Here is a 13,553-nt window from a genome sequence, read left to right as displayed (position 1 = left end):
GTGGCGCAGGAGTTCAGTCGAAGTAGGAGGGCACGTCGATGGCCCCACCCTGATCGTCGAACTCCTGGCGGACCTGCTGCTGAAGCAGCGGATCCATCAGGTAATCCAGGGCGGTCAGCGCGAGCCCGGCGGCGCCGTCGTACGCACCCTGCACCGCTGCCTCGGACGCGGCCGCGGCTGCGAAGTCGGTGGTGTGCAGCGCGGTGCTCTGGTCGGCAATCTTGATCAGCGGGTGGATGCCCGGGATGCGGTAACTGACGTTCCCGAAGTCAGTGGAGGCGGCGAGCGTGTCAGAGACCACGCCGGCGGGCAGCGGGCTCCGTCCACGCCGCTGCTGTGATTCGACCCAGCGGCCGGTGAGAGCGTCGTTGGTGCGGATTGGGAGCGACGGCGGGTGCTGGTCCCAGTCCAGCTCCACGGTGGTGCCGGTCATCAGCGCTGCACCGCGGGCGATGTCCTCCAGCCGTTTGCTGAGATCCTTCAGCGTTTCAGGGTACTTGGAGCGGGCGTAGAGCTTCATCACTGCCTTCTCCGGAATGATGTTGGGGCTGCGCCCGCCCTCGGTGATGTTGCTGTGGACGCGGTCCGATGGTGGCAGCTGCTGGCGGAGCAGTCCGATGCCCTGGTAAGTGAGGCTGGCGGCGTCGAGCGCGTTGCGTCCCATGAACGGCTGGGCTGAGGCGTGCGCGGCAATACCGGTGAACGTGATGGTGAGCAGTCGGCGTCCCAGCCAGACCTGGTCTGCCAGGTCGTAGCCGTACGGGTGGACCATGATGGCGGCGTCGACGCCGTCGAACGCACCGTTGCGGGCCAGCATTTCCTTGCCGGAGTGACCCTCCTCGGCGGGGGTGCCGAGGAAGACGACGGTGCCGTTGAGCCGGTCCCGGACCCCGGCGAGTGCCAGGAAGGCGCCCACACCGGTGGCAGCAATAACGTTGTGGCCGCAGGCGTGCCCGATACCCGGGAGGGCGTCGTACTCGCTGAGGACGGCAATGGTGGGCCCGTCGCCTGTCCCCCGGATCTCGGCCCGGACGGCGGTGTCGACGCCGTGGACGCCGAGTTCGGCGTCGATCCCGTGTTCGGTGAGAATATCGGCGATCAGGCGGGCGCTGTCATGCTCCTGGAACGCGGTCTCCGGGTGGGCATGCAGGGTGTGCACGATCCGTTGCAGGTCGTCGTGGAGAGCCGCGATATTGCCGTCGACGGCGGCGCGGAGGTCTTCCGGCGCGCCGTCGAATTCCGACGTCGGGGGAACGGCTGTGAGGAGGCGGCGCTGGGTATCGGCGTCGATCTGATTAAGGTATGCCGGGTCCGGCAAGGCTGGTTCGGTCATCCTGGTAGCTTAGGCAACTAATTGCTGGCATGGCAGCCGCGGAGCGCAATCCTGGGTAATAATGCGGGTCCTGGCACGGCAGCACGGTCCTGGTCGCGACAAATTCACCGTGCTGAAACACCCCCGCAACACCATAGGAGTTGAATAAAACCATCGGCCGGACCTGCCTGACCCGGCCACAGAACCAAGGAGTCACCATGCCCCTGCTTACCGCCACCGCCATCATCCGCATCCATGACCTCGGCATGCTCCGCCGGGGGGATGAAATTGAAGCTCACCGCAACCGCGAGGTCCACTACAGCGGCTACGTGGAAGACACGGCGCCCGGCCTCGGGATCGTGTGGATCCGCGACCTCTCCGACGGCCGACGGGCCATCCTGCATGCCGACGAGTACGCGATCTGGCAGATCAGCGCCGAGTAGCAGCACCGTCCCAGCAAGTCTCCGTGAGTGCGTTTTCGGGCCCTGCCTGCGGCGGGTAGGACCCACGGCGCGAACTTGGGTGCGTTAGCCATCGACTGATTGCATCGCTAGGGTTGATGGCTGACCTGGCCCTGTTCGGCCCTTCCTGAAGATGGCGGACCGGGCCCACCTTCAGGGACGGAGACACCAGTGACTGCCGACAATCAACCACCCCACAGCGGGTTCGATGCTCCGGAGAGTGATACGCCGGAGGGCGAGAAAACCATCCGCCGGGCCATTGGCGCCTCGGCAGTAGGCAACGCGACCGAGTGGTACGACTACGGCGTGTATGCGGTGGTCCTCACCTACATCACCGCGAACTTCTTCCCGGGCGGGGCGGAATGGGCGCTCGCCACCTTCGCCATCTCGTTCCTGGCCCGGCCCTTCGGCGGGTTCATCTGGGGTCCGCTCGGAGACCGGCTGGGCCGCAAAGCGGTGCTGTCGCTGACCATCATCCTGATGGCTGGCGCCACCTTCTCTATCGGGCTGCTGCCCACGTTTGACCAGATTGGCTACTGGGCCCCCGTCCTGCTGGTGGCGCTGCGCATCCTGCAGGGCTTTTCCACCGGTGGAGAGTATGGCGGAGCTGCGACCTTCATGGCCGAGTACTCTCCCGACAGGAAACGCGGCTTCCTCGGCAGCTTCCTCGAATTCGGCACCATCTTCGGTTTTGCGCTCGGCACCGCCGTCACCCTGTTCCTGCAGATCCTCCTCGGCGCTGAGGCGATGACCGACTGGGGCTGGCGGATCCCCTTCCTGATCGCCGGACCCATGGGCCTGATCGGCTGGTACCTGCGGTCCAAGCTGGAAGACACCCCGGTCTTCCGTGAATTGGAAAACGAGTCCGGCACCGAAGACCGCGGACCCACCACGCTCAAGCACCTGGCCAGCAAGTACTGGCGTCCGGTCCTCACGATGGCTGGCCTGGTCATCGCCCTCAATGTCGCCAACTACACTCTCCTCAGCTACATGCCCACCTATCTGCAGAACCAGATTGGCCTGTCCGACGACGGTTCCCTCACCCTGATCCTGATCGGCCAGATAGTGATGATGCTGCTGATCCCCTTCGCCGGGGCGCTCTCGGACCGGGTGGGGCGCAAGCCGCTCTGGTGGGTCTCCCTCGTAGGGCTGTTCGTTGCCGCACTGCCGATGTACATGCTGATCGGCACCGGGTTCACCGGGGCGCTGATTGGGTTCGCCGTGCTGGGGATTCTCTATGTCCTGCAGTTGGCCACCATCTCGGCGACCTTCCCCGCGATGTTCCCGGCCCATGTGCGGTTCGCGGGGTTCGCTGTCACCTACAACCTCGCGACCGCCCTGTTCGGCGGCACCGCGCCACTGGCCAACGAGGCGCTGATCGAATCCACGGGTAACCTGCTGGTCCCCGCGTTCTACATGATGGGCGCCTGTCTGATCGGCATGATTGCGATGCCGTTTGTCCGCGAGACCGCCGGGGAATCCATCAGAGGCACTGAGATGCCGGGCGACCCGACGGCCGCCGAGCTGGCTACCACCCGCAGCTAGCCAGCGTTTGAAAGTCGCCGGCACCGCAACAAAAGGGCGACCCCGCAGTGATGAACTGCGGGGTCGCCTTTGCGTTAGGGTCCGTCTCGGACCTGGGTGGTTCTGAGTTGAGCCGGTTAGAGCCTGGTTGGACCGGTCACACCTGACTCGTGGTTCGGCTCCCGATCGATAGCCGCACCATGGGCTTCGTGGGCGCGCCTGATCAGGTCCATGAAATCGGTCTCGTTCCGGATCAACCGCTTGTACTTCTCGGGGAGCTTGCGGAGCATATTCTCTTCATCCACCATGCGGTTGTAGATCTTTTCGCGCTCGTCAAAATCTGTCTCGTAGTCCAGATCCATGTACTCGACGGCGTGGCGCCTCGCGCCACTGACAGCAGTCTTTGCCTTGCCCTTGGGGCTGATGACCGATGCGACGACCGTAACGATCAACACTCCGAGGATGACCGTGAGGGACAACCCGGTGGCGATTTCCACCACCGGAACCGGCTCGCCGTCGTTGATGAACGGCAGGTTGTTCTCGTGCAGTGCGTGGAGGATCAGCTTCACGCCGATGAAGCCCAGGATGATCGCGAGGCCGTAGGACAGGTAGATGAGGCGGTCCAGCAGACCGTCAATCAGGAAGTACAGCTGGCGCAGCCCCATCAGGGAGAACGCGGTGGCCGTGAAGACGATGAACACGTTCTGGGTCAGGCCGAAAATAGCCGGGATGGAGTCCAGTGCGAACAGGATGTCGGTGCCGCCGATGGCGATCATGACCAACAGCATCGGGGTGAGGACGCGTTTGCCGTTCTCGATGGTGAACAGCTTGTCGCCGTCGTAGTGATCGGTGGCTGGCAGGAAGCGCTTGGCCAGGCGCACCACGATCATGTCACCGTGGTCGTCCTCGGATGTCGGCTTGAGCAGGTTACCGGCGGTCAGCAGCAGGACCAGACCGAAGATGTAGAAAATCCAGGCGAACTGGTTGATCAGTGCGGCGCCCAGGAAGATGAACCCGCTGCGGGCAATCAGTGCGAACACGATGCCAAAGAGGAGCACCTTCTGTTGGTCGGCGCGTGGCACCTTGAAGCTGGCCATGATGATGAGGAAGACAAACAGGTTGTCCACCGAGAGAGCCTTCTCGGTGACATACCCGGCGAAGTACTCGGTGCCCATGGTGGGTCCACCGAAGACCAGGACGCCCAGGCCGAAGAGGATCGCGAGGCCCACATAGATTGAGGACCACACCGCCGCCTCTTTCAGGGTGGGAGTGTGCGCCTTCCGGACGTGGAAGAAGAAGTCGAAAAGCAGCAACCCCACAATTCCGGCGATCGTCAGAGCCCAAACAATTGGGGATACGTCCATGCGGTTTTTTCTCCTCGTGCAGGTGGCGTGTACTCACGGTAGTTTGCCGAGGGAGTGGACGGCAAGACAGCTTCAGGCCGTACATTGAACCCATGAACCCCTCCACGATGCGCAGCGCCGTCCTCTACGAAGCCGGTGCCGGCCGGCCCTACGCGGACAGCACTCCCCTCCACCTGCAGGAACTGGATGTCCCGTCGCCACGATCGGGCGAGGTACGCGTAAGGATTGAACGGGCAAGCCTCTGCCATTCCGACCTGTCAGTGATCGACGCCTCCCGGGTGCGGCCGCTGCCGATGGCGTTGGGGCATGAGGCGACCGGCGTCGTCGATGTGGTGGGCCCGGATGTCGCTGATATCACAGTTGGCGACAGGGTGGTGCTGGTGTTTGTGCCCAGTTGCGGGTCCTGCCGCGCGTGCGACGCCGGCCGCCCCGCCCTCTGCCACCGCGCGGCCGAGGTCACCGGCAGTGGGGACCTGCTGCATGGGCCCGCCCTGTTGCAGACCGCTGACGGTGACCGGATCAACCACCACCTTGGCGTCTCGGCGTTTTCCGAGTACGCGGTGGTGGCCCGGGAGTCGGTGGTGGTAATTGACGACGACGTTCCCTTCGATGTGGCGGCCATGTTCGGTTGCGCGGCGCTCACCGGGATCGGCGCGGTGTTGAACACAGCCCGGGTGTCCGAGGGCCAGTCGGTCATCGTGTTTGGGCTCGGCGCGGTGGGGCTGATGGCCGTGATGGCTGCCGCGCAGGTTCCGGGCACCACGGTGATAGCGATCGACCCGCTGCCCGCGAAGCGTGACCTGGCGCTGCGCTGCGGGGCGACCACCGTGGGCGCCCCCGACGAAGCATCGACGCTGGTGCAGGCCCTCGGCAGAGACGGGGTAGACGTGGCGCTCGAAGCGGTCGGCAGTGCACGGGTGATGGAGGCCTGTCTGGCGCTGCTGACCCGGGGCGGAGCCCTGGTGTCGGTGGGCTTGCCGCACCCCGACCAGACGATCACCACCCAGGCGCTGCAGTTCGCCGGGGCCGGTAAACGGCTGCTCGGCTCCTACATGGGAGACTCGGTCCCGGCCCGGGACATCCCCGCCTACCTTGCCCTCTGGCGGGAGGGAAAGCTGCCGGTCGAGCTGCTCCACACGGATACCCGGGATCTCGGTGACCTGAACGAGAGCCTCGACGCCCTGGCCGACGGCCGGGTAGTTCGTCGGATCTTCACCCTCCGGTAGGGCTTAGCTGCCCGGTAGAGCCAGCCACCCGCGGTGGGCGCTGCCGGTGAACGTCGCGGGTCAGTAATCGATGGTCCCGATCAGGCCAATGATCCGGTCGATGGTGGCCGGATCGGTCTCCTCCGGCATGGCCCCCGTCCCGGTGAGCGAGGCGTTGAAGTAGATCCCGTCGCCGAGCAGCATCACCAGGTGGACCATGTCCTCATGTCCGACCGCGTCCATGAGCACGTCAAACCACTGGGTCCGGCACCTGGCGAGCAGTTCGTTGGCCTCCGGATAGGATCCCTGCGCCAGCCGGGTGACAGCCATGTTGCACCTTTCCAACGGACTCTCGACGTCGAGGGAGCTTTTCACGTAGTAGGTGGCCGCTTGCCCGGGATCGGCCCGCATCACCTCGAGGTCCGCCTCCACCAGCGCCTGCAGCCGCTCGAACAGCGCGGACGCCAGTTCGTCCTTGGACTTGAAGTGGTAGGTGAGACCGCCTTTGGAGACTCCGGCCCGCTGCGCGATGGCGTCGAGCGTGGCGCTGCGTTCGCCGTCGGACACCAGAATGTCCTGGTAGGCGTCAATCAGGCGGTGAACAGTGCTCGGAGCGTGACCCATGGGCTCGATTCTAGGGCCTTCCAAAAAAACCGACTAGTCGGTATAGTGACTTGCGTTACAGGGTTACCGGCCAACGACGCCGGCCCACCGGACATCGGAGGCGCACCATGAGTCACGCAACAGTTGGGAAGGACGCCCCCGGCGCGCCGTCGGGCGAGGGAAAGGGACTTGCCACCGGCACGCTCGGCGTCTGGGGCTCGGTGGTGATCGGCCTGGCATCGACGGCCCCGGTGTATTCGCTGGCGGCCTCGCTTGGTTTCGTGGTCCTTGCGGTCGGGGCGCAGGCACCCATCGCCTTCATTCTGGCGTTCATCCCCATGCTGTTCATCGCCTTCGCCTACCGCGAGCTCAACCGGGAGATCCCTGATTGCGGCACGTCTTTCACCTGGGCCACCAAGGCTTTTGGCCCCTGGGTCGGCTGGATGGCTGGCTGGGGAGTGGCTGTTGCCGGGATCATCGTTCTGGCCAATCTCGCCCAGATCGCCGGGATCTACCTGTGGCTGCTGATCGGCGACGGGTCCCTCGCTGACAACACCCTTCTCGTGACCGCGACCGGAGTCTTCTTCATCGCCTCGATGACGTACGTCAGCTACCGCGGCGTTGAAATCGGCGCGAAGCTGCAGAACGTACTCCTGGGCATCCAGTACCTGGCATTGGGTTTGTTCGTGGTGTTCGCTCTGATCGGCATCGCCAACGGCACGGCCGAAAACGCCACCGCGCCCTCGCTGGACTGGTTCAACCCGTTCGCCTTCGAAAGCGTTGAAGGGTTCACCGAGGCGGTGCTGCTCGCCCTGTTCATCTACTGGGGCTGGGACGCCTGCCTGGCCCTGAACGAGGAAACCCGCGATGCCCGCCGGATCCCCGGCCGGGCTGCACTGATCTCCACGGTACTGCTCCTCATCACCTACGTGGGGGTAACCGTCGCTGCGATGATGTACGCCGGGGTGGGCGAGGAGGGATCCGGGCTCGGGAACGAGGTCAACGCCGAGGACGTGTTCTTCGCCCTCAAGGACGCAGTGCTGGGCCCTGCCGCCTGGTTGCTGGTGGTGGCCGTACTCGTCTCAGCGGTTTCCTCCACGCAGACCACCATCCTGCCCACCGCCCGGGGCACCCTGTCCATGGCCGTCTACCGGGCACTCCCGCACCGGTTCAGCACCGTGCACCACCGCTTCAAGACCCCCTCCTTCTCCACCCTGGTGATGGGGGTGGCCGCGATCGGGTTCTACGTGGTGATGACCCTGGTCAGCGAGAATATCCTGGCGGACTCGATCCTGTCCCTGGGACTCGCCATCGCGTTCTACTACGCCATCACCGGGTATGCCTGCGTCTGGTACTTCCGCCGGGAGCTTTTCAACTCACGGCACAACTTCTTCTTCCGGTTCCTGCTTCCCCTGCTGGGTGCGCTGATGCTCACCGCCGCCTTCATCAAGTCGGCAATCGACATGGCCGACGTCGACTACGGGTACAGCGTGCTGCTCGGCGTCGGCGGCACCTTCGTGGTGGGCATCGGCTCCCTCGCCCTGGGGCTGGTACTGATGATTCTCTGGCGGACCCGCTCCGGGTCACTGCCCTTCTTCCGGGGGAAGAGCCTAAACGCCGACACCCCCGTGCTCGTCCCCGATTCCCCCGATACCTACCGACGCTCAGTTGATGGAGGCTTGGCCTAATGCGCATTCTCATTGTTGGTGCCGGAGGTGTTGGATCCGCCGCTGCGCGGATCGCCGTCCGGCGCTCGTTCTTCGACCTGCTGGTGGTGGCCGACTACGACCCCGCCCGGCCACAGGCCCTGGTGGATGCACTCGATGATGACCGGCTGGTGGCCACGCAGGTGGATGCGTCGTCGGCCGAGGCGGTTGCCGCCGTCGTGAAGGAACACCGGATCACCCACGTCCTCAACGCCGTCGACCCCCGGTTTGTGATGCCCATCTTCAACGGCTGCTTCGCGGCGGGCGCCACCTACCTGGATATGGCGATGAGCCTGTCCGTCAGGCACCCGGAGGAGCCATTCGCCAAGACCGGGGTGATGCTCGGCGACGAGCAGTTCGCGCTGGCACAGGAGTGGGAGGACGCCGGTCGGCTGGCCCTGGTGGGCATGGGCGTGGAGCCGGGCCTGTCCGATGTCTTCGCCCGCTACGCGGAGGACGAGCTGTTCACCTCGATCGACGAGCTGGGGGTGCGCGACGGCGCCAACCTCGTCGTGGCGGGGGCCGACGGCGAACCGGCCTTCGCGCCGTCGTTCTCCATCTGGACCACCATCGAGGAGTGCCTGAACCCGCCGGTCGTCTTTGAGCGCGAGACCGGCTGGTACACCACCGAACCGTTCAGCGACCCCGAGGTCTTCCGGTTCCCCGAAGGAATCGGCGAAGTAGAGTGCGTAAACGTGGAACACGAGGAGGTCATCCTGATGCCGCGCTGGACCAAGGCGCGCAAGGTCACGTTCAAGTACGGCCTCGGCGACGAGTTCATCGACGTGCTCAAAACCCTTCACAAGCTGGGTCTGGACTCCACCGAGCCTCTGACGGTGAAGGGGGTATCGGTGTCACCCCGCGACGTCGTTGCGGCGGCCCTCCCCGATCCCGCCTCCCTGGGCGAGAGGATGACGGGGAAGACCTGCGCCGGACTGTACGTGACGGGTACCGGCAAGGACGGGAAACCCCGCGCCGTGTATCTGTACCACGTGGTGGATAACGAGTGGTCGATGGCCGAGTACGCGTCACAAGCGGTGGTGTGGCAGACCGCGGTGAACCCCGTGATCGCGCTGGAGCTGCTGGCGAACGGAACCTGGCAGGGTACCGGCGTCCTCGGACCGGAGGCATTCGACTCCCGGCCGTTCCTGGACCTGCTGGCTGCAGACACGCCGGTCGGGTACGGGTCCCCCTGGGGGCTGGAGGAACGCTAGCCCTCTTTCAGGTCGACCCTGTCCAGAGAAACGGCCCCAGACAGGGTCCGCATCAACCCGCCGCCCCCCAGAAACGGCCCTCAGCGCAAGATCCGCCGGTTGCTAGCGGCAATCCTTGCCCTGAGGGCCGTTTCTGGCTGCACCAGGTGCTCACGACCGGTGAACATGGTGTTCCCGCAGGGTAAGGAAACTGCCGGTGAACGGTAGGCGAATTGCTCAACTACACCCACCTCGCGCGCTCCCGCAGCCACACCACTTTTCCCGCACGCAAGGGGACACACATAGGATGTCCACCATGACTGAACTGCCTGTAGCCCTGATCACCGGCGCCTCGCGGGGCATCGGCCTCGCCATCGCCCGCGAGCTCGCGCCTACCCACCATCTGCTCCTCGGCGGTCGCGACGCCGATGCCCTGCAGGACCTGGCCCGCGAGTTCCCCTCCGCCGAGCCGTTCGCCGCCGAACTCACCGAGCTCACCCCCGACGCTGTCGAAGGCATCACCAGCCTCGATGTGCTCGTCCACTCAGCGGGTGTGCTGCAGATGGGACAGGTGGCCGAGCTGACCCCCGAGCAGTGGCGGAAAAGTTTCGAGGTCAACGTGTTCGCTGTGGCGAATCTGACCCGGCTGCTGCTTCCCGCACTCCGGGCCGCCAAGGGGCAGGTCATCGCGATCAACTCGGGTTCCGGATATGCCTCCGGCGACGGCTCCGCCCTGTACAGCGGCACGAAGTTCGCGTTGCGCGCCCTCACCGATGCCCTCCGGCAGGAGGAACGCGGCAACGGGGTGCGGGTCAGCTCCATCCATCCCGGCCGGGTGGCCACTGACATGCAGCAGGAACTGCACACCTTCGAGGGCAAGCCCTACCGGCCCGAGGAATGGATCCAGCCCGACCAGGTGGCCAAGGCCGTCCGTCTCGCGGTCGACGCGTCCCGGGACTCCACCATCGAGTCACTGAATATCCGCCCCTCCGGGATGGTCTGACCCCGCCCTGCGGAAAGCTGGTTGACGCGTGACTAGCCGCGCCGGATTACCCGGGGCTTACCGAACTGCGTCTGCACCCCCGGCGAGTACAGCACCGATTCGGGTGGCCCGGTGACGGTGATCCCGGCGGCGCTGACCAGCCCGTCGTCGAGATAGTCGATGGTCGCCGGGTGCAGGGGCCAGGGCGCGTGGGTGTTCGGGATGAAGAGCGTCCTCCCCGCCAGCTGGGAGTGCAGGCCAAACCGCGCGGTCACGTTGATCGTCAGCGGATCGTTGGCGATCACCGCCCGGTTCGGCCGGACCGCGAACGACGACGACGCCCCGCCCCGGAACCGCCGCACCGTGTAGCCGGCACGGCCCTGGTCGGTCACCGGTGCGCACCGGGACCAGACGTACGGGATGCCGGCCGCCCGGGCCACCAAGACCACGGCCAACCGGGATGCGTCGAGGGTGAGAAACACGACCCCGCGGGTCCCATCGGGTTCCCGGGAGTACAACCGGACGTTGATTTCGCTGAAGGACCCGAAATAGGGAACGGGCATCCCGGAGCCGATCCCCGCACCGACCATCCGAAACCCGATCAGCCCCACCCACGCGTCGCCGTCGAACACGTCGGGTTCGGTCCCGGGCGGCATGAAGCCTGCGGCTGTCTCCACCGGGATCCGCCAGTGCAAGAAGACGGCGTCCAGCCACGCCTGATCCATGATGGGCCAACTGACCAGGGGCGGGGCCGCCGGCCAGGCGATTGCGTCAGACATTGGAGTCCTCCCTGAAGAATTTCGGTTTCATTCGGTTGTCGATCTGCAGCGCGGCGAAGCCGAATCCCACGAACATGGCTCCGATGAACACACAGTTGATCAGCACTTCCAGCGGGTCGATGATCCTCAGGTCGACAAAGGGGTACGGGTACCAGGTGACCGCCGCCCCGCGCAGGAGCGTGTAGACCAGCCAGACCCCCGGGAAAACCAGCGAGAGCCAGACCGCCTGGATGGTGAAGCACGGCCGGGGGCCGAACAAGAGCCACCCGAGCACCGTCAGGATCGGCACCACATAGTGAAGCAGGGTGTCGGAGAGCCGGCCCAGGCCCACCAGTGCCTGCACCTCCGGGAGACGCCGCAACAGCGTGAAGGCGATCAGCCCGGTGACCGAGATATTGACGACGGCGTTCAGCCGCAGCACCCGCCACAGCGTTGACGAACGGCCGGACGGGTGGAGGGCGAGGTCCGCGTTGATCACGAGGACCAGGATATTGCTGAGGATGGTGAAGTAGCTGAAGAAGTTCCACCAGGACATGGCGGGCCCGAGTACCGAGTAGTTTTCCCCGTTGATCAGGGCGACAACCTGGGCGCCGAGGCCCACCAAACCGATCAACGCGACGACGCCGTGCCAACCCCTTGCTGCCAACCCCATCGGTACCCTCCTGCACTGGCGGACAATTCTTCACTGATCGTATGCCCAGTAGGCTGTCCCAGTGAACGAAGAGACACTTTGGGCGGCAGAAAACCGCGAGCACCCCGGCCACTCCACCCGGTACATCCAGCGCTTCGAGGTGATGCGCGCGGAGGGCCGGGACCTGCATGGTGAGGCGCGGGTTCTCGACGCGATGGCCGCCCGCGGCAGCCAGATCCTCGACGCTGGCTGCGGCACCGGCCGGGTCGGCGGGGAACTGGCCCGGCGGGGCCATCAGGTCACCGGCGTCGACGCGGACGCCGAGCTGATCGCCGCCGCGCAGCGCGATCACCCTCAATCCCAATGGCAGGTCGCGGACCTGAGCACGCTCGCGCTCCGGCGGACCTTTGACCTGATCGTCTGCACTGGAAATGTGTTGCCGTTCCTGGCACCCGGCACCGCTCCGGACGTGCTGCGCCGGCTGCACGCTCACCTGGTTCCGGACGGCCGGCTGGTCGTGGGGTTTGGCAGCGATCGCGGGTATTCAGCGGAGAGTCTTTTCGCCGATGCGGCCGCTGCGGGCCTGGCATCCAGCGCACAGTTTTCCACCTGGGAGCTCCGGCCGTGGGAGCCGTCGTCGTCGTTCCTGGTCTCGATCCTCACGCGCACGAATTAGGCAATACTTTTTCCGGCGACGACGCCTGCCGACGTCGCCCCTTAACGACAAACAGCACCCGGCGAGAGCCATGAAGGCTGCTCTCCGGGTGCCGTCAGGCGGCACTGGATTGCCCAGCACCGGTGTGACCCGTGCTGGATCAGGCGCGGCTGATGCCAGCCCGAGCCATCGCGTCAGTGTAGGCGGCCTGCATTTCCTGGCGCCACACCTCCTGCTTCGCCGGAGAGCCCGCAAACGCGCGATCTCCAGTGGAACGCACCTTGTACACCTTGAAACCGCGGCGCTGGATGGCCCGGTTTTCCAGCTGCGTGAGGCGGCGCGCCACCTTGTGCGCATCGGTGCCGTGAGCCACCAGGGCTGAGGCACGCGAGACACGCTGCAGGAATGCCAACAACGGCTTGACGCCCTCGTCGATCTGCTCGGGGGTGAGCGCCTTCTCCTTCACCTCTGTGACATACCAGGGGTAAACGTTCCAGGGCATCACGAACTTGGGCTGCAGCCCAACGCTCTCGTAAATCTCGGCAGTGCGGATGGCACTCTGATCGTCGTTCTCCGCGGACACAAATCCTGAGGCGAGGTTCGCGCCCGGGTTGGAGAACAGACTCACAATGCGACATTCGTCAAGGTCGTGTGCCGGGTCAATGTAGGGAAGTGAACGGTCCGGCTTCTGCTCGGCCAGAGTGTCACACATCCGGTTGATTTCTTCGATATTCGGGTCGTAACGTCGTTCCCATTGCTGTGCTCGGTAAGCCGGGTCCGCCATGCGTCGTGCCAATTTTGCCTCCTCGCGGACAATGCCTGAAGTGGCAGTAATTTTGTCCGCAGTCTTCCAGCTTACGCGCCCAAGCTGGACGGGGAGTCATCAGGTCTCCTCCGGGAACTAATCTCACACCCGCAGAATCCCCCAGCTCCTCCCGACGACGACGGCGTGTCGCGCCAAACACGCCGCATTTCCGCGAGCCGGGACGGTGAAGGTGGGGAAACTTGCCCGGCCTGCACCGAGGGACTGAACCTCGCGGGTATCAGGATGGTGCTGGTGCTGGAGGCCGCCCATGGGAAGTTGCGCGACGAACTGGATGCCGCGGAATAGCGGAAATCCGACCCAGCATCCGGGAGC

14 protein-coding genes are annotated in these 13,553 nt (G+C 65.3%); 8 read left to right on the top strand and 6 right to left on the bottom strand.

What is annotated here, in order from left to right:
* Window positions 1-13 precede the first annotated feature (13 nt).
* Window positions 14-1,333: a M20 family metallopeptidase gene (locus H4V95_RS02445; RefSeq protein WP_209728590.1), complete on the bottom strand. Its 1,320-nt coding sequence runs from the start codon at window positions 1,331-1,333 to the stop codon at window positions 14-16.
* Window positions 1,334-1,530: 197 nt separating this feature from the next.
* Here H4V95_RS02445 and H4V95_RS02440 point away from each other — a divergent pair, with 197 nt between their 5' ends.
* Window positions 1,531-1,755 carry a hypothetical protein gene (locus tag H4V95_RS02440; protein ID WP_209728588.1) on the top strand — a complete coding sequence of 75 codons (225 nt, stop codon included), beginning with the start codon at window positions 1,531-1,533 and terminating at the stop codon, window positions 1,753-1,755.
* A gap of 189 nt (window positions 1,756-1,944) precedes the next feature.
* The gene (locus H4V95_RS02435; protein WP_209728586.1) at window positions 1,945-3,318 is read left to right on the top strand and encodes an MFS transporter; all 1,374 of its coding nucleotides are present in this window, start codon (window positions 1,945-1,947) and stop codon (window positions 3,316-3,318) included.
* A 116-nt stretch (window positions 3,319-3,434) separates the two neighbouring features.
* Here the strand turns inward: H4V95_RS02435 and H4V95_RS02430 are convergent, their stop codons facing one another.
* Window positions 3,435-4,661 carry a TerC family protein gene (locus H4V95_RS02430; protein ID WP_196865518.1) on the bottom strand — a complete coding sequence of 409 codons (1,227 nt, stop codon included), beginning with the start codon at window positions 4,659-4,661 and terminating at the stop codon, window positions 3,435-3,437.
* A 107-nt stretch (window positions 4,662-4,768) separates the two neighbouring features.
* Between H4V95_RS02430 and H4V95_RS02425 the strand changes: the two genes are divergently transcribed.
* Entirely contained in the window at window positions 4,769-5,887 is a 1,119-nt protein-coding gene (locus H4V95_RS02425) for an alcohol dehydrogenase catalytic domain-containing protein (RefSeq protein ID WP_196865623.1), read from the top strand.
* 60 nt (window positions 5,888-5,947) lie between these two features.
* On the opposite strand, the gene H4V95_RS02420 is transcribed toward H4V95_RS02425, so the two are convergent.
* On the bottom strand, window positions 5,948-6,490 hold the full coding sequence (locus H4V95_RS02420; RefSeq protein WP_209728584.1) for a TetR/AcrR family transcriptional regulator: 543 nt from the start codon (window positions 6,488-6,490) through the stop codon (window positions 5,948-5,950).
* Window positions 6,491-6,597: 107 nt separating this feature from the next.
* Between H4V95_RS02420 and H4V95_RS02415 the strand changes: the two genes are divergently transcribed.
* The 3 genes from H4V95_RS02415 to H4V95_RS02405 all read left to right on the top strand — a co-directional run bounded on the left by H4V95_RS02415 (window position 6,598) and on the right by H4V95_RS02405 (window position 10,371).
* A complete protein-coding gene (locus H4V95_RS02415; protein WP_196865520.1) occupies window positions 6,598-8,157 on the top strand; it encodes an APC family permease in 1,560 nt (519 codons plus the stop codon).
* Window positions 8,157-9,389: a saccharopine dehydrogenase family protein gene (locus H4V95_RS02410; RefSeq protein WP_196865521.1), complete on the top strand. Its 1,233-nt coding sequence runs from the start codon at window positions 8,157-8,159 to the stop codon at window positions 9,387-9,389. Before H4V95_RS02415 ends, H4V95_RS02410 begins: the two co-directional genes overlap by 1 nt.
* 295 nt (window positions 9,390-9,684) lie before the next feature.
* A complete protein-coding gene (locus H4V95_RS02405; RefSeq protein ID WP_209728582.1) occupies window positions 9,685-10,371 on the top strand; it encodes an SDR family oxidoreductase in 687 nt (228 codons plus the stop codon).
* A gap of 32 nt (window positions 10,372-10,403) precedes the next feature.
* On the opposite strand, the gene H4V95_RS02400 is transcribed toward H4V95_RS02405, so the two are convergent.
* Both H4V95_RS02400 and H4V95_RS02395 read right to left on the bottom strand, forming a co-directional pair.
* Window positions 10,404-11,129: a YqjF family protein gene (locus tag H4V95_RS02400; protein WP_209728580.1), complete on the bottom strand. Its 726-nt coding sequence runs from the start codon at window positions 11,127-11,129 to the stop codon at window positions 10,404-10,406.
* Window positions 11,122-11,781: a Pr6Pr family membrane protein gene (locus H4V95_RS02395; protein WP_196865524.1), complete on the bottom strand. Its 660-nt coding sequence runs from the start codon at window positions 11,779-11,781 to the stop codon at window positions 11,122-11,124. The genes H4V95_RS02400 and H4V95_RS02395 overlap by 8 nt, the downstream gene beginning before the upstream one ends.
* 61 nt (window positions 11,782-11,842) lie before the next feature.
* On the opposite strand from H4V95_RS02395, the gene H4V95_RS02390 reads away from it, so the two are divergent.
* Window positions 11,843-12,436, top strand: coding sequence for a class I SAM-dependent methyltransferase (locus H4V95_RS02390; protein WP_312883920.1), 594 nt, complete (start codon window positions 11,843-11,845; stop codon window positions 12,434-12,436).
* A 139-nt stretch (window positions 12,437-12,575) separates the two neighbouring features.
* Here H4V95_RS02390 and H4V95_RS02385 read toward each other — a convergent pair whose 3' ends face one another.
* Complete coding sequence (locus H4V95_RS02385; protein WP_245345542.1) at window positions 12,576-13,211, bottom strand: uracil-DNA glycosylase; 636 nt, start codon at window positions 13,209-13,211, stop codon at window positions 12,576-12,578.
* A 153-nt stretch (window positions 13,212-13,364) separates the two neighbouring features.
* On the opposite strand from H4V95_RS02385, the gene H4V95_RS02380 reads away from it, so the two are divergent.
* Window positions 13,365-13,526: a hypothetical protein gene (locus tag H4V95_RS02380; protein WP_209728577.1), complete on the top strand. Its 162-nt coding sequence runs from the start codon at window positions 13,365-13,367 to the stop codon at window positions 13,524-13,526.
* The last annotated feature ends 27 nt before the right edge of the window (window positions 13,527-13,553 follow it).

The sequence above is a fragment of the Arthrobacter sp. CAN_C5 genome, assembly GCF_017875735.1.
GTDB lineage: Bacteria > Actinomycetota > Actinomycetes > Actinomycetales > Micrococcaceae > Arthrobacter_D.
Note: the sequence above shows the minus strand (reverse complement) of the source record. Positions and strands in the feature narration are given on the sequence as shown.